Below are 21,497 nucleotides of genomic sequence, written 5' to 3'. Positions count from 1 at the left end.
CTTTGTCAGCAGTCTGAAAATAAACCAGATATTATCTGGTTTATTTTCATACTATTAAAAATCCCACTGTCCTGGCAGTTTTAACTTCTGCATATAAGGAAATTTCTTGTCAAATTCTTCTACTTTTTCTTCGATTAACTCTTCAAACACTCTAGATTCATAAAACCTTCCATGTACATCCTTAAGTCCATTTGGCACAAGTTCAATTGCCATAAATGCAGGAAAGTTTTTAGAATCTTTTGTAGTTATTCCAAAGTTATCACAAGTTTTAAAACCATACCTTGGATAATATTCTGGTTCCCCGTATATTATAATTGCCCTATGTCCATCTTTCTTTGCTAACTCCATAGTTGTTTCTAGTAAAGCCTTTCCTATACCTTTATTTTGATAACTTGGATCAACACATAAAGGGCCAAAGGTTAAAACCTCGGTGCTATCTGTTTCATTTATAACATAAGATTTTGTGTACATTATTGTTCCAACAATTTCTCCATTAAGTTCAGCTACCCTACTTAAATCCTCAATATAATCATCACTTTTCCTGAGAATATTAACTAAATAATGCTCACTACATCCAGGCACATGTAAATTCCAAAAAGCCTTCTTAGTCATATATTCAACATTAAAATAATCATCTTTTCTTTCTTTTCTAATTATTAAATTCTCCAAATCATCATCCCATTTTTTCAAATTCATTTTATTATATTATTGTCCATTTAAATCCTCAATTATTAATTTACTTCTATATTTTCTTAACAATTGCATTCATCTTTAAGTAATACATATTCATAAGTATCTTTCCAAATTAGATTACCATCTTCATCAGATAAATATCATCATACAAATCCTCACCATCAGTTTCCCTAAAACCTCGTATTAATAAATTCTCTGTTACTAAATCCTTCAAAATTCCCAACCCAAATTTTAATTATTTCATTAACTATTACTTATTACCTAAAAGCACCTGTGAACTAAAAACCTGTTACCTGTTCCCTGTTACCTAACCCAACTGTGAACCGTGCCTTGTGCACTGTGAACTAAAAACCTGTTACTTGTCACTTGTTCCCTGTTACCTGTTCCCCGTTACCTAACCCAACTGTGAACTGTGAATTGTGCACTGTCAACTGTCAACTAACCCAAGTCTGCTGGATAAACAACTCCAATTTGTTTTCTTGCTTCTTCAATAACTCCAATTGTATTTCTTGAAACCTCTAAGGAATTTATTTTAGATTCTCTTTCTTTATTTTTAATCAAGTTAGCGAATTCTTCTACTTCATAACACATATTTGCTTCTTTGTGTTCTAATGTTAAATCTTCTTCTCTGCCATCTCTATATACTATTTTTACATTTTCAAAGCTATTTATTTTATTTATTATAATACTACCTTCTTCTCCTTGGATCTCTGATGGAAGATATGAATTGCTTATTTTAGAGTATATAACAACTCCCTCCATATCATCATATCCAAAGACTATACTACCTTCTCCATCTACGCCTGTTTTTAGCATTATTCCATTTGCTTTTACTGTATTTGGCTTGCCAAAAAGATTAACCATTGGTGCTATACAATAAACTCCTATATCCATAATAGCTCCATTGGATAGCTCATTTTTAAAAGCATTTAAAACTTCTCCAGCTTTATACTTATCGTATCTTGAAGAATACTGACAAAAGCTTGCAAAGTATTTTCTTACTTTTCCTATTTTATGAAGATTATCTTTTATAACTCTAAAGTTTGGTAGTAATGTTGTTTTCATAGCTTCCATTAAAACAACATCATTTTCCTTTGCTGCTTTTATCATTTCATCAACTTCTTTAGTATTTGATGCAAAAGCTTTTTCCCCTAAAACATGCTTTTTATGATTTAAAAATAATATAGCTTGCTTAGCATGCATTGAATTAGGTGAAGCTATATATACTGCATCTATTAAATCACTTTTAGCCATTTCCTCTAGATCTGTAAATATGTTTTTTATATCAAATTTATTTGCAAACTCCCTTGCTCTTTCCTCTGTTCTTGAATAAACAGCAGATATATTTACTCCTTCAACTTCTCTAGCTCCAGCTATTAACCACTCAGTTATAAAATTAGTTCCTATAACACCAATATTAATCATAAATTATCCCTCCAACTCATTAGTAACCGTTTTTATTTTTATTATATCCTATATTGTTATCATTATCTATTAACACTTTAACACTATTTTTGCAATTTTTAATTTTTTAAAATATTTATCCATTTTATGCACATACTACTATTATTAATTTATATTTAATTGTTAATGGTTATTTGTTAATTAGAATATGGAGGTTTTTATATGAAAAACATCTTTAAGGATTTAGAAAAGAAAAAAGTATTAATTGCAATAAGCTATGCTTTATTTTCAATTTTTCTTGTAGGTAATTTTATTTTCTTTATTTCTAAGACCTCAACTTCATCTTTTGTGCCTTCTGTTTTTTTTAGCGAAGGTTATGATAATGAACCAATTGCAAATGTTGGTACTTTTATAACTGATGCTGATGAAAATGTTGAAAGTTCAATTATTTCATTTTTAAATGATTTATATGATACTAGAAATGAATCTTTTACAACTGGTAATGTTGAGGAGCTTTATAAATTTTATGATACTTCTCAAACTTTTAGCTGCTATTCTTTAAATCATGAATTCAAAAGAATTGCTTATTTAAGAGATTGGGCTAATGAAAGGGATGTAACCTTTAAAAATATAGAATCTATACCTAAAATTAAAGCATTAAAAATTAAAGACAATACTTATAATTTAACTTTAAGTGAAGAATATAAATTTGATTACATATATAATAATGTGCCTGAAAAAGTTAATAGTTTTGGGGTTTCTTTGATTCATACTTTAGAATTAAAAGAATTTGGAAAGTCCTTTATCGTAACTAAGGATTATTATCAAGATTGTTTTGAAGGTGGTCTTGAAGGTTATAACTTTAATTTAACTGAAAAAAATATTCCTTTAACTAAATTTAAAACATATAATTTAAATTTTAATATTGATGATAGTACTGAATATAGTGGAATTTATAATCGAAAGGCTGCTGTGGACTATGCTAATAAGTATTCTGGAGTATCTCTTTCTACTAATTTAAATAATACTTATAATTCAAATTATTATACTTATGTTGCTGGATCAGGAAATTCAACTAATTTTATCTCTCAATGTTTAGCTGATAATATTGAGGGGGGTGGGCTTTCTCAGGATAAAGACTGGTCTTATAAATATACTGTATCAAAAGGTGTAATGGCTAGTGATACTTGGGTTAATTCTGAAAAGCTTTTAGATTATCTTTTATCTAGTAATAAGGCTTTTGTATCTTTTTCTGGTACTTTTGATGAAATACTAGAAAATATGTCTAGCTCAAATGATAAAATTAAAATTGGTGACTTAATAATGTATAAGTATGGTGATTATATAGAACATAGCGCTATAATTACAGGATTTGATAACTTTGGATATCCCTTAGTAAATTCAAATTCTATTAATAAATATAAGATTCCTTTTGATTTAGGTTGGAAAAACTCCTCCTGTGAATTTTATGTAGTTTCCTTAAGATAAACATCTCTAAAGAGAAAATGAGCTATAATTACATTATTGTTCTTATAGCTTATTTTCCTTTTTAACTTCTTCGCTTCTTAATAACTAAATAAAAAATAATTAACTAAATGGTCTGATATGACTTTAATTTTAATAATAAATTTATTAATTTCTTAAATTATTGCCTAACTTTTATGTTATACGCTTATATTTTCTTGCTTAAGCAAATCTTGAAGTGTGTATTGTGAAAATTCATTTAAAAAAGCACTTAATGAATTTTGCATTATTCCTTTTAGTTTGCAACCTGAATTTATAAATGGACAGCAATCATCTTTATTGAAGCATTGTGCAATATTTAGATTGTCTTCTGTTACAAGAATAACTTCCCCTAAGTTGATATTTTGTGGATCTAGCCCCAGCTTTAATCCCCCTGTTCTTCCTTTCATAGATATTATCAAGTCTGTCTTTGCAAGCTTATGAATAATCTTTTTTAAATGATGTTCTGAAATTTCTAGCTTTTTTGCTAACTCTTCTACTGTGCATAGCTTGTCTCTGTTTTCTGCTAAATATACTAATGCCCTAAATGAGTAATCAGTAAATTTTGATAAGTACATGGAAAATCCCCCTCTTTCGTATATAAGTGGCGCTTATCCTTTAAGTATATATTCCATTCATTTTGTTGTGTTTCTCAAATAAGTCTATTTAGTATTTAATATATGAATATAAATTGAAACATATATCATAAAGTAAGCATGAATATTTATTCGTAAACTTAAACAAATTATTTTTTTCAGCTAAGGTAAATCAACTAGTTTAACCTTTACATATTAAATATTCACTATGTATAAAAATTTAATTGTTTTGATTATACTATAAAGTAACATTAAATTACTAAAAGATATAAAAAATATTTACAAATTCTTAACATTTAACTATTTATTTAAGTATTTAGTTATTAAGTTCATATTTAAGTATACTAAAAAGAGTTATTCCTAGCAACTTATATTAATAAGTATTATGCTAGAAATAACTTCTTTGTCAATTATTTTTCATTTAAATATTCATCTATAGCTTCTGCCGCTTTTTTTCCAGCTCCCATTGCTAAAATAACAGTTGCTGCTCCTGTAACAGCATCTCCCCCAGCATAAACTCCTTCTTTTGTTGTAAGTCCAGCTTCATCTGCAATTATACATTTCCACTTATTAGTTTCAAGTCCTTTTGTTGTTGAAGATATAAGCGGATTTGGTGAAGTTCCAAGAGACATTATAACTGTATCAACATCCATAATATATTCTGAACCTTCTTTAACTACTGGCTTTCTTCTTCCTGATTCATCTGGCTCTCCAAGCTCCATTTCAACACATCTCATGCCTTTAACCCAACCATTTTCATCTACTAAAATTTCTGTTGGATTAGTTAATACATCAAAAATTACGCCTTCTTCTTTAGCATGATGTACTTCTTCAACTCTTGCTGGAAGTTCAGATTCACTTCTTCTATATACTATATGTGATTCTGACCCCAATCTTAAAGCAGTTCTTGCAGCATCCATAGCAACATTTCCGCCACCTACTATTGCTACTTTTTTACCTATTTTAACTGGTGTATGATATTCTTCTTTAAATGCCTTCATTAAATTTACTCTTGTTAAAAATTCATTTGCTGATAAAACTCCATTTGCATTTTCACCTGGTATTCCCATAAATTTAGGAAGTCCAGCTCCTGAGCCTATAAATACTGCTTCAAAGCCTTCTTCTTCAATAAGCTCATCTATAGTGATAGTTCTGCCTATTATAACATTAGTTTCTATTTTTACACCTAATTTTTTTATGTTTTCAATTTCTGGTCTAACCACATCATCCTTAGGTAATCTAAATTCAGGAATTCCATAAACTAAAACTCCACCTGGTTCATGCAGTGCTTCAAATATAGTCACATCATATCCTCTTTTAGCCAAATCACCTGCACAAGTTAAGCCCGCTGGTCCACTTCCTATAACTGCAACCTTTTTTTCTTTAGATTCTTCTGTTTCTGCAAGCTCTATATTATTTTTTCTTGACCAATCTGCTATAAATCTTTCTAGTTTACCAATAGAAACTGGCTCACCCTTAATTCCTAATACACATTTACCTTCACATTGACTTTCTTGTGGGCAGACTCTTCCGCAAACTGCTGGTAATGCACTGTATTTTGCTACTTCTTTAGCTGCGTTTTCAAATTCTTCTTTCTTTATATATGATATAAAGCCTGGAATATTTATTGATACTGGGCATCCATCTACACATTTTGGATTTTTACAATTTAAACATCTATTTGCTTCTCTTACAGCTTCTTCATCTAAATACCCTAAGCATACTTCTTCAAAGTTTTTTGCTCTAACTTCTGGAGCTTGTTCTGAAACAGGTACTTTTTTCATTCTATCTTGTATATTCATAATTATTCCACCTTGCATCCACAACCGCCATGATTATGAGTGTCCCCTTCCTCAATTTTTAACTGAGCTCTTCCTTCCTCAGACTTATACATAGTTTGTCTTCTCATTGACTCATCAAAATCAACTAAGTGTCCATCAAATTCTGGTCCATCTACACAAGCAAACTTTACTTTTCCTCCTACAGTAACTCTACATGCTCCACACATTCCTGTTCCGTCTACCATAATTGGATTTAAGCTTACTGTTGTTGGTATATTTAATTCTTTAGTTAGTAAACTCATAAATTTCATCATTATCATAGGTCCAATTACTATTGCATGATCATATTTATTTTTCTTTTCTTCAACCAAATATTTTAAGCAATCTGTAACTCTACCATTAAAACCATATGTTCCATCATCAGTTGATATATATAAATTTCCTGCTACATCTTTCATTTCATCTTCTAATATTAGCAAGTCTTTAGTTCTACTACCTACTATTACATCGCAATCAATACCATTTTCATGCATCCATTTAACTTGTGGATATACCGGTGCTGCCCCCACACCACCTGCAATAAATATTATGTTCTTGTTTTTAAGATCTTCTAAATTTTCATGTATAAATTCACTAGGTTGTCCTAAAGGTCCAACAAAATCAGCAACATAATCTCCTTCTTGGAAATTAGCTAATTCCTTTGTTCCTCTTCCTACAGCTTGAAATACTATAGTTACAGTTCCTTCTTTTCTATTATAGTCTGCTATAGTTAAAGGTATTCTTTCACCTTTATCGTCATTTTTTATTATTATAAATTGACCTGGTTTAGCAGATTTGGCAACTCTTGGCGCTTCTATATCCATAAGATATATATTGTCTGTGAGTTCTCTTTTCTTAACTATTTTATACATGTTTGTACCCCCCTGACTTATTTTTCCTAATAATATAATCTTATCATTTTTTAAATATTCATACAATTAATTACTGTAAATATTATTATATATTACTAAATACTTTAAATTTTTGATTATTTATACTATAAATAAAAACCTTAAATTAAGGTTACCTCAAAAAGAAGAAACTTCTGTTTAAGATAACCTTAAAATTCAATTTATTATATACTATAAAATTTAACCTATTTTAGAAATTAACTTTAGTTCCATAATATGTGCATTCAAATAGTTTTTCCATTGTTGCATCGTCAATTTCTCTTGGGTTAGATCCTGTACATGCATCTAAAACTGCATTATGAGAAATAAATTGTAGATTTGCTTTAAAGTCTTCTTCTGTTACTCCGTATTCTTTAACTGTATGTGGAATATTTAATTCTGTATTTAAATTGTTTATCATTTCTATTAATGAATCTGTTAGTTCTGCATCTGTTTTTCCTTCTAATTTTAACATTTTAGCTATATCTGCATATCTATTTTCACATTTAGCTCTGTTATATTGAATTACATATGGTAAGAATATTGCATTTGCACATCCATGAGGAATATGGAATACTGCACCTGTTTTATGAGCCATTGAGTGAACTATTCCAAGTAAAGCATTAGAGAATGCCATTCCTGCTAAACATTGAGCTTCATGCATTAAATTTCTAGCTTCTTTATCACCTTTATAAGATTCAACTAAGCTTTCTTTAACCATTTCTATAGCCTTCATAGCTAATGGATCTGAGAAATTAGATCTAAGTGATGCAGTATATGCCTCTATAGCATGAGTTAATGCATCCATTCCAGTATGTGCTACTAATTTTGCTGGCATAGTTTGTGCTAAATCTGGATCTACTATGGCAATGTCTGGAGTTATGTTAAAATCTGCTAGAGGATATTTAATTTTTGCTTTATAATCTGTTATAACTGAGAAAGCTGTTACTTCTGTAGCTGTACCACTTGTTGATGGAATTGCTACAAATTTAGCTTTTTGTCTAAGTTCAGGTAATCCAAATGGAACAACTGCTTGCTCAAATGTAAAGTCAGGATATTCATAGAAAATCCACATTGCTTTAGCTGCATCTATTGGTGAACCACCACCCATAGCAACTATCCAATCTGGTTCAAACTTTCTCATAGCTTCTGCACCACTCATAACAGTTTCAACTGATGGATCTGGTTCCACGCCTTCAAAAAGTTCAACTTCCATTCCTGCTTCTTTTAAATAACTTTCAACTTTATCTAAGAATCCAAAGCGCTTCATTGAGCCTCCACCAACTACAACCATCGCTTTCTTTCCCTTTAATGTCTTTAATACTTCTAAGGAACCTTCTCCATGATATAAATCTCTTGGTAATGTAAAACGTGCCATAATAAAAACCTCCTAAAATATATATAATTTATTTCTTACTTATTTACACTTAATATAATAGCAATACTCATGCCAAAAGTTTTTTATTTAACAATATTGTTAAATTATTGACTTTCCTAAGATATATTTTTTCTGCAAAAATAAATATGTCCTAAAATAAAACAACTTTCAAAATAAAATCGTTCTATTTTAGGACACTGTCCTGTTATAATACAGTTGGCTAGTTCACAGTGCACAATTCACAGTTTAGGATAAAACTACTGTGTAGTTTTTAAAATTTAGTTTCTTTTAACTATTTCAATAACTGTGAACTGTGAATTGTGAACCGTGAACTAAAATAAATTGTGAAGCAATTTATTTGACGTCAATATTATATTTTTTTATTTTAAGGTAAAGTGTATTTCTACTTATTCCTAAAGCCTTTGCTGTCTTTGTCATATTGTGCTTGTTACTATCTATTGCATTTATTATTGTTCTTTTTTCTATTTCTTCTAAGTTAAATGATTTTTCTTTTATATTTTCTTCTAAGATTTCTTTATTATCTATAGTTAAGTTTGTACTTACTTTTTCTTCGTATTCATCTATTATATCTACTGAAAGTTCTCCATTTAAGTTAACTATATTTTCTATGGAATTTTCTAATTGTCTTATATTACCTGGCCAATTATATCCAAGTAACTTATTGTATAACTCATTACTTATTACAGGAATATCTTTATCTAATTTTATTGATTTCATATTAAGGAAGTATTCAATAAGCTTTGTTATATCTCCTTTTCGTTCTTTTAAAGGCGGTAGTTTTATTGGAATTACACATAATCTATAATATAAATCTTCCCTAAATTTTCCTCTTTTAACTTCTTTTTTTAAATCCTTATTTGTTGCTGCTATCACTCTCATATCTACAGATATTTCTTTGCCTCCTCCAAGTCTAGTTACTCTTCCCTCTTGAAGTACTCTAAGTAGCTTAACTTGCATATCAAGTGGCATTTCTCCTATTTCATCTAAAAATAAGGTTCCTCCATTTGCAAGTTCAATTTTTCCTATCCTTCCACCCTTTTTACCACCAGTAAAAGTTCCATCTTCATATCCAAAGAGCTCACTTTCAATTATATTGGCTGGTATAGCTCCACAATTTATAGCTATAAATTTATTATTTTTTCTTAAACTATAATTATGAATTGATTGTGCTAAAACTTCTTTTCCTGTTCCACTTTCTCCTTGTATTAAAACTGTTGATGGACTATTAGCTATAATCTTACAATTTGTTATTACATTTTTAATTGCATCACTTTCTCCTATAATATCATTAAATGTAAAAAATGCACCTGTAAAATTATTACCTTTATTTTCTTCCTTTAGCCTAGTTAAGGTTGCTACAATTCCTATTATTTTTTCATTATGTTTAATTCCTTTAAATATAACTTCTGTTTTATATTTACTAGCATGACTTAATTTTATTTCCTTTGTTATAGGTTTGTTGTTTTTTGATATTTTATCAACTACATTTTGAAAATTCGGTATTATGTGATTTATATCTTCATTTATTAAATTATGATTTCTCTTATCTAAAATATTTAAGCCAAGTTCATTTATATTTATGATTTTTCCATGAGTATCAACAATCATTATACCTTTGTCCACATTTTCTATGACAGTTTTCATATAATTGTAAGTTTGATTTAATATATAATTTGCTTTAATTCTATATAATTCATTTTCTATTGCTGTTACTCCAAAAATAACTAATCCTAAAGTGTGTGGATGTTTCATATTACTTTTTCCTGTTAAATTTAATGTACCTATTATTTCACCTTTACTATTATGGATAGGTGCTGCAGAGCATGTTAAACTTTGAAATATATTAACATAATGCTCTTTTGCTGTTATTTGAATACATCTATTTTCTTTTATGGCTGTTCCCATTGCATTGGTTCCAATATTTTTTTCATCCATATAAGCTCCAATTTTTAAGTTTAGCTTACCTAATTCATCTTTTATTTCATTGGCTCCCTTAATATAAAGAATACATCCATTATTATCTGTTAAAATTATTATAAAATCTCTATCTTCAACAGATTCAACTACCATGTCTATATAAGGCTTTGATATTTCTATTAATTCTTTATTTAATTCTAATGCTTTCCTAAGTTCATCTCCATGCAATATCATCTTTGAATGATTACTATCTTTTTCAATACCATAATCTTCACTTCTTTTATGAGAATTCTCAATCAATAAACTCTTATTATACATACCCATACCCCTTAGCCTTTTTTATATTAATATTTATGTCTGTTTATGCCTATAATATAAGTTTACTATTAGATTGATAATTTTTCTACAAATAAATAAAACTATAATCTATTTTTAAATTTATAGATTATAGTTTTATACATATAAGTTCACGTTATTGAACTATTAACTTTTCTTAAATACAATAAACTTCAAATAAGTTTAACTAATTTTAAATATTTATTGTTTTTATATAATTTTTAATTTTAATATCTTGTAGAATTCTTTAATTGTCTTTCTATATCTCTCTTATGAGCTTTTTCTAGCATAGAATCTCTCTTATCATAATTCTTTTTACCTCTACAAAGGCCAAGTGCAACCTTTACTTTACCATTTTTTAAATATAAAGATAATGGCACTAAAGTAAAACCTTGTTGTGATACAAGCCCTGCAAATCTTGATATTTGTTCTTTATGAAGTAAAAGCTTTCTCTCTCTTAATGGATCTACATTAAAAATATTACCTTGTTCATAAGGACTTATGTGCATACCTTTTATAGTAATTTCACCATTTTCTACATCTGCATAAGATTCTTTTAAGTTACATTTTCCTGCTCTTATTGATTTAACTTCTGTACCAACTAAAGCTATCCCCGCTTCTATAGTTTCTTCCACAAAATAATCATGCCTAGCTTTTCTATTTTCAGCTAGCGTATTACTATTTTTCTTTCTTACCATACTCTCACCACTCATCTTATTTTTCTTTAAGTATAACAGAATTGATATAAATTGCGAAGCAATTTATTCAATTCACAGTTTACAGTGCACAATTCACAGTTGTTTTCATTTGGTAGGGAACAGGTATCAGCTAACAAGTATTAAGTTTAAACTCTAATTAAAAATTAAGGAAGAAATTAAGATTTTCCTTATATATCTAGTAATTATTTTGCTCTAAAAAATCTAATACTTGTTACCTGCTCCCTGACACCTGTTACTTTTTAAAAAAACTGTGAACTGTGAATTGTGCACCGTGAACTGAGTAAAAATGCTTTTCATTTTTTTACAGTTCTTCAGTGCTGTTATCTTCTTCTATTAATTCACTTTTCATTTCTTCTTTTACTTCTTGAATCTTTTCGCTAAGCTTTTCGCTAGGTATTATTTCTTTTTTAGGTTCTTCTTCTACTAAATCAAAGTAAACCTCTCTATTATCAATATCTACTCTAGTACATTTTACTTTAACCTCATCACCTAATCTGTATATCTTTTTAGTTCTTTCACCAATTAAACATAAATGAGCTTCATCGTAAATATAGTAATCGTCGTCTAAAGCTGTTATGTGAATTAATCCTTCTATAGTATTTGGAAGCTCTGCAAACAACCCAAAAGATGTAACAGATGATATAATTGCTGAGAATTCTTCTCCAATTCTTTCTTGCATATATTCTGCTTTCTTTAAATCATCTACTTCTCTTTCTGCTTCTTGTGCTAATCTTTCCATTTCTGATGATTGTTTTGATGCTATTTCAACAATATTTGTTAATCTTCCAGCTCTCTTTTCATCTATTTTTCCATTTAATTGTTCCTTTATGATTCTATGAATTTGAAGATCTGGATATCTTCTTATTGGTGATGTAAAGTGACAATAGTACTTAGCTGCAAGCCCAAAGTGTCCTACACATTCTGGAGAATATTTAGCTTGCATCATTGAACGTAGTAAAAGTGTACTTACTACTGTTTCTTCTTTTTTGCCCTTTACTTTTTCTAATATATCTTGAAGAGCTCTTGGATGAGCTTCTTGACCCCATCTTACTACATAACCTAAGTTATATACAAACTCTTTAAACTTTTCTAATTTTTCTTCATCTGGTTCTTCATGAATTCTATATACAAACGGTAAATTAGTCCAGAACATATGCTCAGCTATTGTTTCATTACATACAAGCATAAATTCTTCTATTATTCTATTTGCAATTGCTCTATCATAAGGCTTAATATCTATTGGCTTTCCTAGATCATTTAAAATTATTTTTGATTCTTCAAAGTTAAAATCTATAGCTCCCCTCTTCATTCTTTTTTCACGAAGAATAATACATAGTTCTTCCATAGCTTTAAAATCATCTACTAAATAATCATATCTTTTTATAAGCTCTTCATCATTATTTTCTAAAATTTTTGTTACATCTGTATAAGTCATTCTTTCACTAGTTTTTATAACTGTTTCTTCTATTTCATGTTGAATAACTTTTCCACTCTTATCAATAACCATGAAGCAGCTCAAAGCTAATCTATCTACCTTAGGATTTAATGAACAAATACCATTTGATAATTTTCTAGGAAGCATTGGGATAACTCTATCTATCAAATATACTGAAGTTCCTCTTTTTAAAGCTTCTTTATCTAGAGGATTCTTTTCTCTTACATAATGAGTTACATCCGCAATATGAACTCCTAATCTAAATTTGCCATTATCAAGTCTTTCTATTGAAACAGCATCATCTAAATCTTTAGCATCTTCTCCATCTATTGTTACCATTCTTAAATTTCTAAGATCTTTTCTTCTTGCATATTCCTTATCTTCTATTTTTTCCTCAATATTTTCTGCATAGCTTAAAACCTTTTCCGGGAATTCTTCTGGTAGACCATATTTCTTAATTATTGTAAGAATATCTAGTCCTTTATCTCCCTTTTTACCTAAAACTTCTTTAACTATTCCTTCAGGACTTCTTCTTTTATCTCCCCATTTAACTATTTCACAGATTACTACATCTCCATCTTGTGCTCCATTTCTATCCTTTTTAGATACAAATATATCTTGATTTAATCTTGTATCTTCTGGAACTACAAAACCAAAGTTTCTACTATCCTCATATACGCCTATAACTTTATTATTTGCTCTTTCTAGTACTTCTTGTACTTCACCTTCTCTTTTCTTACCATTTAAATCTTCTCTTGTTATTTGAACTAAAACTCTATCTCCATTCATTGCACCCTTCATAGATGAGCTAGGAATGAAAACATCCTTTTCTCCTTCTGTATCTGGCAATAAAAATCCAAAACCTTTTTGATGAACTTCTAATTTACCTGTAATTAATCCAAGTCTTTCTGGAACACCAAATTTATCCTTCTTAGTTCTAACTATTACCCCTTCTTTTTCCATTGATTTTAATACTTTTTTAAAAGATTTATATTCATCAGGATTTATATCAAATACAGAAACCAATTCTTGTATATCCATTGGTCTATATGCTTCTTCCCTCATAAAACTTAATAATGTTTGTTTAACTCCCATATATATTATTTCCTCCATACTATTTTTTAGTGCACAGTTCACAAGGCACAGTTCACAGTTATTAAAATAATTATTTAAGCAAAGCTGAATTAAAAAATCCATATATAAGCTATGAAAGAGTTTATATAATTTATTTTTTAAAACTACAAAATAGTTTTATATTCAACTATGAACTGAGCAAAATTGCTTTACAACTTACCACACTTTATATTTTAACCAACTTACTTTTATATTACACAACTTAAAGGCATTTGCCTATTAAATTCACTAAATTCCCTTCAAATGTTTTATTTACCAATATATATTTAATCAAAAAAATAGACAATCAACAACCCACATTGCCAATTGCCCATTAACACTATAAATTATAAATTTATCTATTGTTATTTGTATATTTATTCTACAAACAACCATTCTTCATAATTCAACCAACGTGAATTACTTTCTAAACTTTTTCACTCTTTCATTCTTACTTATAATTCAGCTTATCTAAATTATCTTAGGCAGTATTCTGCTAATACAGTTTGTAGCTCATAAATATTTAAGCTATTATTGAATTGTTTTTCTATTGGAAGAGCCGTTCCAGAAATCCATATTTTTAATTCTGCATCTAAATCAAAATGTCCTGCTGTTTCAATACTAAAGTGGGTTATTGATTTGTAAGGAATTGAATGATATTCTGTTTTCTTTCCTGTCATACCTTGTTTATCAACTAAAAGTAATCTTTTATTAGTGAAGATAAACATATCTCTTACTAGTTTATAGGCTTTTTCTATAGTTTCTGTTGATGTTAATATTTTTTCATACTCTTTTGTTAAAGAACTTAAATTAACTTCTGATGCATTTCCCATTAGTCCATTGAATATACCCATAAAATCACTCCTAATTTTATAATATAAAAGAGCTACTAATTTAACAGCAGCCCCTTCTTATAACATTATATCAAAGATAATGTTATTGTATTCACAGCAAATAAAGTCATAGTAATAATTGTTACTTTAACTAACATAGCTTCCTTAGTTCTCGCCTTATTCTTTGAAAAGAAAGTTTCATTTTTACTTCCTTGAATTAATCCGCTTAATGCATCTGTTTTACTTGGTTGCAGTAATACTGATATTATAATTGCTATTCCTAGTATCGCTTCTAAAGCTAATAAAAAATTCTTCATAACTATACCTCCCATGGTAACTTAAAACGGTCGTATTTAGATAAGGATATCTTAACATATTAAATTCTATATTACAAGTGGATAATTACAAATTAATACCTTTATACAAAAATAAGGATAAGCTTTTTACTTATCCTTATTGATAATTTTTAATTACTTTTTAATATTGAAGAATGCTTTTCTTCCTCTGTATTCTGCTACATCGTCTAATTCTTCTTCAATTCTTATTAATTGATTGTACTTAGCAACTCTTTCAGATCTTGCTGGAGCACCAGTTTTGATTTGACCAGCATTAACAGCTACAACTAAATCAGCAATTGTAGTATCTTCTGTTTCTCCTGATCTATGAGAAATAACTGCTGTATAACCAGCTCTGTTAGCCATTTCTATTGCATTTAGAGTTTCAGTTAAAGTACCGATTTGGTTTAATTTGATTAAAATTGAGTTACCAACACCTAAGTCAATTCCTCTTTCTAATCTTTCAGTGTTAGTAACGAATAAATCATCACCAACTAATTGAACTTTCTTTCCTAATCTTTCAGTTATTAGCTTCCAACCTTCCCAGTCTTCTTCAGCCATACCATCTTCAATTGAGATAATTGGATATTTATTTACCCAGTTTTCTAAGAAATCAACCATTTCAGCTGCAGTTAAAGTTTTTCCTTCATGTTCTAATACATACTTTCCATCTTTATAGTATTCTGATGAAGCAGCATCTATAGCTATGAACATATCTTCTCCTGCTTTGTATCCAGCTTTAGTTATAGCTTCTATAATAACTTCAATAGCTTCTTCGTTTGACTTAAGGTTTGGAGCAAATCCACCTTCATCACCGATAGCTGTTGAATATCCTTTATCGTGTAAAGTCTTCTTTAATGTATGGTAAACTTCAGCACACATCTTTAATGCATCGCTAAATGTCTTAGCTCCAACTGGCATAACCATGAATTCTTGTAAATCAACTGAATTATCAGCATGTGATCCACCATTGATTATGTTCATCATAGGTACTGGTAAAACTTTTGCATTTACTCCACCTACATATTGATATAATGGTAAATCTAATGATTTAGCAGCTGCATTAGCAACAGCAAGTGAAACACCTAATATAGCATTAGCACCTAATTTGGCTTTATTTGGAGTTCCATCTAGTTCAATAAGCATTTTATCTATATATGGTTGATCATATACGTTACATCCAATTAACTCTTCTGCAATTGTATCATTTACGTTTTGAACAGCCTTTAAAACACCTTTTCCTAAGTAATTATCTTTATCTCCATCTCTTAATTCAACTGCTTCATACATACCAGTTGATGCTCCTGATGGAACTGCTGCTCTACCTACAGTACCATCTTCTAAGTAAACTTCAACTTCTACTGTAGGGAAACATCTTGAGTCAAGAATTTGTCTTGCTACAACGTCTACTATTTCACAATAATTTTTCATTATTTTTTCCTCCTTTATTTTAAATGTAATTTGTTTTTTCCTATATCTATACCTTTATTATTATTTCATTCACCAATAAAATTATTCATTAATGTGATTTCGTATAGACCTTTATAGGACCAAATAACATTTTTTAGCAAATAATAATCATTATCACATTTTCAATATTATTATACCACTTTGTCCATATTTTTCAATATGTTTTTACTTATGTATACATTTAACTAGAAACTTTTTATAATTCCCCAAAGAATAAAAAATAACCTGTAAGATGAATTGTTTTATTTCAATTCATTTTATAGGTTATATCTCACTAAATAAAATATTTGTATAACTTTATTCTAAATCATTATTTTGAGAATATTGTTGAAATTTCTTTTCCCACTCATTAGCTACCTTCTTATTTATTTGCCTAATGTCTTCAATAAAGCTTTCTAGTACTCCAACTTTATAAAGTCCCTTCATAAGATGCCTTGGATAATTTACCTTTCTCTTATAGCATTGCTTTGGATCTATTACCATAACTTTATTATCATTTGTTATGTAAATATCTCTGCATCTAGCATCTAACTTAGTAAATTCAAGTTTTTTAAATTCCTCTATCAAATAATATAGATTCTCTGCGATTTCATAATTAAAACCTTTTTTCTTAATATAATGATCTAACCTATGTCCCTCAACCTTATCTCTTACTATATAGAACTTGCCTGTATTATATATCTTAGGAAAATACTTTGACCTACTTACTTTTTTAAGTATATCTCCTTCTTCCCTGCAACATTTTGCCTCTTGAAATATCTTTATTGCTTTATTATCAGGTAGTTCATAAACAATACCATTATGACCTTCACCAAGAAAAACAGCTTCCTTAAAAAGTTCTTCAGTTTCAGAATCAAAATCTGCTGAATAAGAATAAGTTCTAGCCATATAACTCTCCTATAAAAATGTTATTATTATATATTATTAGTTCATAATCATAATGATGACAAGTTTCTTGAATGAAATTTAATATCATTATATTTAATTTATTTTTTTATATATTTTTTAATAATAGCCTTAACTAATACTACTGATAAAAATATAAAACTCCAATTTAAGAAAGCATCTCTATAAGCTGTTTTTGATAGTTCTCCAAAAAAACCAATTCCCCAAACAATTATAAGAATAAATATTATAGAGACTATATACTGAATAATGACTTTCAAATAAGTATTTTTAATTTTTATTGAACTAAACACACCATAAAATCCCACACTGACAATGGTGAATAGGGCTCTTATTAATATATGAGCATTTGTATCCGTTGCTTGTCCGCTAAATAATTGATATATAGAACTAACTAAAGTTATCAATGTAAAAATCACAGTAAACATTGTGAATAAATTAATTATCTTTTTCATAGAATCCTCCTTGTATTAAATTGTATTATTTGTAATAACCTTTTAATTATAACCAAAATAATCATATAATTCAAATAACTGTTATTATAACTATAAGCTTGTATATTATTTTACATAAAACAAATCTTATTAATATTTTAACAAAAAAAAGACAGATATAATTCCAAATTTAATCATACCTATCCTTTTTTTTCTATTAATTACTATATCATTTTTTTACAAAAACTCTCTCTTCTTTGCTTTTAATTAAAAATAACTGCTTCTGGTTTTACTGTATCTCCATAAGCTGGAACTAAAGTTTTTTCAAAAGCTTCCTTAAAGAATCCTTCTGAAGTAAGAGTATCTATTTCTTTGTTAACCCAATCTAAAAGTTCTGTATTTCCTTTTTTAACTGCAGGTGCTATCGCATCTTCATCTCCTAAGCTTGAAATAAAGGTTGTATATCCTTCATTTTCTCTAGCCCAAGCAAATAGTAAAGTATTATCATGAGCTAAGGCTGCTCCTCTTCCATCTTTTAATGCTGCAAATGCTTCTGTATTTTGTTCAAATTTTACTAATTCTATATCAGGATAATTTTTTGCAAAATATGTTTCTGCAGTTGTTCCTTTATTTACTACTAATTTCTTACCCTTTAAGTCATCTACTGATTTTATAGGACTTCCATCTGATGATACTACTCCTAATGATACCTTCATATAAGGGTTTGCAAAATCTACTTTTTCTTTTCTTTCTGGTGTTACTGTAAAATTAGCTAGTATTATATCAACTTTATTTGATTGTAAATATTCAACTCTATTAGCTGCTTCAACTAATACAAATTCAACTTTATTTTCATCGCCTAATAAATCTTTGGCTATTCTTTTAGCCAAATAAACATCATACCCTTGATTTACTCCTTTTTCATCAACAAAACCAAATGGTGGTTTATCGCTAAATACCCCAATTCTTATTTTTCCTGCTGCTTTAATTTCATCAATTGCTGATTTGCTTTCTTCTGCTTTACTTCCACATCCAACTAATGCTCCTAATGCTAGTACTAAAGTTAATAATAATGATAATATTTTTTTCATTTTCTTTGCCCCTTCCTTTTACTTTTCTTTATATAGATCAAATGAAGCTAAAAAGCTTTTTGCTCTTTCAGTTTTTGGATTTGAGAAAAATTCTTCTGGAGTTGATACCTCTACTATAGTACCTTCCTCCATAAAAACAATTTTATCTGCTACATGTTTTGCAAACTCTAATTCATGAGTAACAACAACCATTGTCATTCCATTTTGTGCTAATTCTAGTAACACTAAAAGTACTTCTCTAACCATTTCTGGATCTAATGCTGCTGTAACTTCATCAAAAAGCATTATTTCTGGATTCATACATAATGCCCTTACTATTGCTATCCTTTGTTTTTGCCCTCCTGAAAGTTCTCTTGGATATGCAAATTTTCTATTAAATAAACCTACTCTTTTTAGTAGTTCATCTGCTTGTTTTGTGACTTCTTCTTTATCTCTATTTTGTGCCTTAGTTGGTCCAAGTAGAATATTGTTTATAACATTCATATGAGGAAATAATTCATAGCTTTGAAAAACCATTCCTATTGTGCCTCTTACTTTTTCAAATTCTACTTCCTTTCCTAAAATTCCATGTCCTTTTAAAGTTATTTCTCCTTCTTTTATATTTTCTAGTCCGTTTAAGCATCTTAAAAACGTACTTTTACCACAACCTGAAGGCCCTAAAACAACTACGACTTCACCTTTTTTAACATCTAAATCTATTCCTTTTAATGCTTCTATTTCTCCATAACTCTTTTTTAAATTTCTAACTTTAAGCAATACTTCTTCCTTCATAAGATCCCCCTAATTTAATTTTTTCTCTAATGCCTTTGCTCCCAAGGATATTGGAAAACAAATTAAAAAATAAATTATCAGTAATAGTCCATAAATCCAAAATGATGCCATTGGCTCTGTTAAAACTGTTCTTTCTATAATTTGTTGTCCAACTTTAACTAAATCTACGGTTCCTATTAAGGTCATTAAAGTTGTAGTTTTAATCATTCTTGTACTTAAATTTATAATTCCAGGTAAAACTCTTCTTATACTTATTGGAATTATTATATATCTATAGGTTTTTGCTTTATTTAATGAAAGTGCCATTGATGATTCATAATATATTTTAGGTATTGATGTAATTGCACCCCTTACCAAGTCTCCAATTTCTGCTGTTCCCCATAGTGTAAATACTATATATCCAACTATTACAGAATCTAGATGTATATCTAAAAGTGTTGGTACTCCAAAATAAAATATGAAGAGCCATACCATTATTGGAATTATTCTTATACTCTCTAGATAAATATTGCATATAATTTTTACTATCTTTCTTTTACTTGTCATAGCTATTCCAAAAATCATTCCTAGCATTGTTGATAATATAACTGATACTACTGCAATATTTAAAGTTACTAACAACCCTTCTACAAGTCTCTTTCCATTATCAAAATTAAAAATTATATTATTGCCCAAACTCTCCATGTCTTAACCTCCTCTCTAGAATTCTGCTTAGTATTGAAATAGGAAGTAATACTATAAGATAAAATATAACAACTAATATTAAAGCTTCAGTTGTTTTATAATACATTCCTATAACATCTTTAGTAACAAACATAAGCTCTGCAACTGCTATTGATCCTATTATGGAAGTTTCCTTTACTAAGAATAGACAATTTGCAGCAATAGATGGAATTGATATTGAAATACTTATAGGCAGCACTATATGCCTTAATATTTGCATTTTATTTAGCCCTATAGCTTGCCCACTTTCTATTTGTGATTTTGCTACGGCATCTATTCCTCCTCTAAAGGATTCAGCCATATACGCACCCCCAAGAAATGACAATCCTATTACACCACAAGTAAATCCACTTAAGGTTATTCCTAATTTGGTTAATCCATAATATAAGAAGAATACTTGTAATAGCAAAGGAGTATTTCTTGAAAATTCTATATAGGCCTTTGATATTATATTCACCAATTTTATATTGAAATATCTTGCTATTTCTATTATTAATCCAATTAAAATGGATAATATAATAGATATAAAAGCCAATTCTACCGTAATTATTGTAGCTTTTAAGAAATTTGGTAAACTACTAATTATAAAATTTAAATCCATCTCCATGTAACATCCCCCAATTTTAAAGCAATTTAAACATAAAAAAAGCTCCATCTCTAATACTTTATAAGAGACGAAGTTATACTCCGCGGTTCCACTCTAATTGAACATAGTTCCACTTTCATTAAACTCGCTATAAACGGCGATCCGTTAAAATGCTACTATTATTTCACATTTTATACTCCGAAGTGCACTTCATATATTAACTGCTAAAGGTTCTCATCAAATCCTTCTTTCTGTAAGCCTCATTAAAATATTACTCTCTTCATCATCATATTATTCCCAGTATTCCGATATGTTTATTTTTATTATACTATCATCTTTTTATTTGTCAATATTTTCTTTGCTATATTTTTCTCATTATTTATTTTCACTTATATATTATGCTTTGTCTAATAAATAGGATAATAATAATTTCTTAAATAACAAAAAAACTCCCGTTAGTATAATCCCCTTATGGTAGACAAATAAAAAAAGACCTTTATAATTAGGTTAGATATTTGTTTAC

Annotated in this window: 19 protein-coding genes and 1 other annotated feature; of the genes, 1 reads left to right on the top strand and 18 read right to left on the bottom strand. The window is 28.6% G+C overall.

The genetic code is table 11. The features are described from left to right. Positions 1-54: 54 nt before the first annotated feature. Both AAT22_RS10080 and AAT22_RS10075 read right to left on the bottom strand, forming a co-directional pair. The gene (locus AAT22_RS10080) at positions 55-696 is read right to left on the bottom strand and encodes an N-acetyltransferase (RefSeq protein ID WP_047001105.1); all 642 of its coding nucleotides are present in this window, start codon (positions 694-696) and stop codon (positions 55-57) included. 435 nt (positions 697-1,131) lie between these two features. Beyond that, positions 1,132-2,118: a Gfo/Idh/MocA family oxidoreductase gene (locus AAT22_RS10075; RefSeq protein WP_047001104.1), complete on the bottom strand. Its 987-nt coding sequence runs from the start codon at positions 2,116-2,118 to the stop codon at positions 1,132-1,134. A gap of 201 nt (positions 2,119-2,319) precedes the next feature. On the opposite strand from AAT22_RS10075, the gene AAT22_RS10070 reads away from it, so the two are divergent. Further along, positions 2,320-3,585, top strand: coding sequence for an amidase domain-containing protein (locus AAT22_RS10070; protein WP_047001103.1), 1,266 nt, complete (start codon positions 2,320-2,322; stop codon positions 3,583-3,585). 176 nt (positions 3,586-3,761) lie between these two features. On the opposite strand, the gene AAT22_RS10065 is transcribed toward AAT22_RS10070, so the two are convergent. The 16 genes from AAT22_RS10065 to AAT22_RS09990 all read right to left on the bottom strand — a co-directional run bounded on the left by AAT22_RS10065 (position 3,762) and on the right by AAT22_RS09990 (position 20,995). Next, positions 3,762-4,178 carry an Rrf2 family transcriptional regulator gene (locus AAT22_RS10065; RefSeq protein ID WP_016208186.1) on the bottom strand — a complete coding sequence of 139 codons (417 nt, stop codon included), beginning with the start codon at positions 4,176-4,178 and terminating at the stop codon, positions 3,762-3,764. 428 nt (positions 4,179-4,606) lie between these two features. Continuing rightward, positions 4,607-5,998, bottom strand: a complete 1,392-nt coding sequence (gene gltA, locus AAT22_RS10060; protein WP_047001102.1) for an NADPH-dependent glutamate synthase — start codon at positions 5,996-5,998, stop codon at positions 4,607-4,609. Between the two features lie 2 nt (positions 5,999-6,000). Then, positions 6,001-6,888 carry a sulfide/dihydroorotate dehydrogenase-like FAD/NAD-binding protein gene (locus AAT22_RS10055; RefSeq protein WP_047001101.1) on the bottom strand — a complete coding sequence of 296 codons (888 nt, stop codon included), beginning with the start codon at positions 6,886-6,888 and terminating at the stop codon, positions 6,001-6,003. 229 nt (positions 6,889-7,117) lie between these two features. Then, positions 7,118-8,284 carry an iron-containing alcohol dehydrogenase gene (locus tag AAT22_RS10050; RefSeq protein WP_016208183.1) on the bottom strand — a complete coding sequence of 389 codons (1,167 nt, stop codon included), beginning with the start codon at positions 8,282-8,284 and terminating at the stop codon, positions 7,118-7,120. Positions 8,285-8,638: 354 nt separating this feature from the next. After that, positions 8,639-10,540 carry a sigma-54-dependent Fis family transcriptional regulator gene (locus AAT22_RS10045; protein ID WP_047001100.1) on the bottom strand — a complete coding sequence of 634 codons (1,902 nt, stop codon included), beginning with the start codon at positions 10,538-10,540 and terminating at the stop codon, positions 8,639-8,641. A 245-nt stretch (positions 10,541-10,785) separates the two neighbouring features. After that, the gene (smpB, locus tag AAT22_RS10040) at positions 10,786-11,256 is read right to left on the bottom strand and encodes an SsrA-binding protein SmpB (RefSeq protein ID WP_016208181.1); all 471 of its coding nucleotides are present in this window, start codon (positions 11,254-11,256) and stop codon (positions 10,786-10,788) included. Positions 11,257-11,578: 322 nt separating this feature from the next. Further along, positions 11,579-13,807 (bottom strand): ribonuclease R, encoded by a 2,229-nt coding sequence (gene rnr, locus AAT22_RS10035; RefSeq protein ID WP_047001099.1) that lies wholly within the window; start codon positions 13,805-13,807, stop codon positions 11,579-11,581. A 494-nt stretch (positions 13,808-14,301) separates the two neighbouring features. Next, positions 14,302-14,679, bottom strand: a complete 378-nt coding sequence (locus AAT22_RS10030; protein WP_047001098.1) for a PH domain-containing protein — start codon at positions 14,677-14,679, stop codon at positions 14,302-14,304. 65 nt (positions 14,680-14,744) lie between these two features. After that, positions 14,745-14,975 carry a preprotein translocase subunit SecG gene (gene secG / locus AAT22_RS10025; RefSeq protein WP_016208178.1) on the bottom strand — a complete coding sequence of 77 codons (231 nt, stop codon included), beginning with the start codon at positions 14,973-14,975 and terminating at the stop codon, positions 14,745-14,747. Positions 14,976-15,128: 153 nt separating this feature from the next. Beyond that, complete coding sequence (gene eno / locus AAT22_RS10020) at positions 15,129-16,424, bottom strand: phosphopyruvate hydratase (RefSeq protein WP_047001097.1); 1,296 nt, start codon at positions 16,422-16,424, stop codon at positions 15,129-15,131. A 336-nt stretch (positions 16,425-16,760) separates the two neighbouring features. After that, on the bottom strand, positions 16,761-17,351 hold the full coding sequence (locus AAT22_RS10015) for a protein kinase (RefSeq protein WP_047001096.1): 591 nt from the start codon (positions 17,349-17,351) through the stop codon (positions 16,761-16,763). Between the two features lie 98 nt (positions 17,352-17,449). Then, complete coding sequence (locus AAT22_RS10010; protein WP_047001095.1) at positions 17,450-17,824, bottom strand: DUF6608 family protein; 375 nt, start codon at positions 17,822-17,824, stop codon at positions 17,450-17,452. A gap of 242 nt (positions 17,825-18,066) precedes the next feature. After that, complete coding sequence (locus AAT22_RS10005) at positions 18,067-18,894, bottom strand: cysteine ABC transporter substrate-binding protein (protein WP_047001094.1); 828 nt, start codon at positions 18,892-18,894, stop codon at positions 18,067-18,069. Positions 18,895-18,912: 18 nt separating this feature from the next. Beyond that, a complete protein-coding gene (locus AAT22_RS10000; protein ID WP_016208174.1) occupies positions 18,913-19,665 on the bottom strand; it encodes an amino acid ABC transporter ATP-binding protein in 753 nt (250 codons plus the stop codon). A 9-nt stretch (positions 19,666-19,674) separates the two neighbouring features. Next, positions 19,675-20,349, bottom strand: coding sequence for an amino acid ABC transporter permease (locus tag AAT22_RS09995; RefSeq protein ID WP_047001093.1), 675 nt, complete (start codon positions 20,347-20,349; stop codon positions 19,675-19,677). Then, positions 20,330-20,995, bottom strand: coding sequence for an amino acid ABC transporter permease (locus AAT22_RS09990; protein WP_047001092.1), 666 nt, complete (start codon positions 20,993-20,995; stop codon positions 20,330-20,332). The genes AAT22_RS09995 and AAT22_RS09990 overlap by 20 nt, the downstream gene beginning before the upstream one ends. Before the next feature lie 60 nt (positions 20,996-21,055). Beyond that, positions 21,056-21,270: a binding site (T-box leader), on the bottom strand. Positions 21,271-21,497: the final 227 nt, after the last annotated feature.

The organism is Clostridium sp. C8 (genome assembly GCF_001010885.1).
Lineage (GTDB): Bacteria > Bacillota > Clostridia > Clostridiales > Clostridiaceae > Clostridium > Clostridium sartagoforme.
Note: the sequence above shows the minus strand (reverse complement) of the source record. Positions and strands in the feature narration are given on the sequence as shown.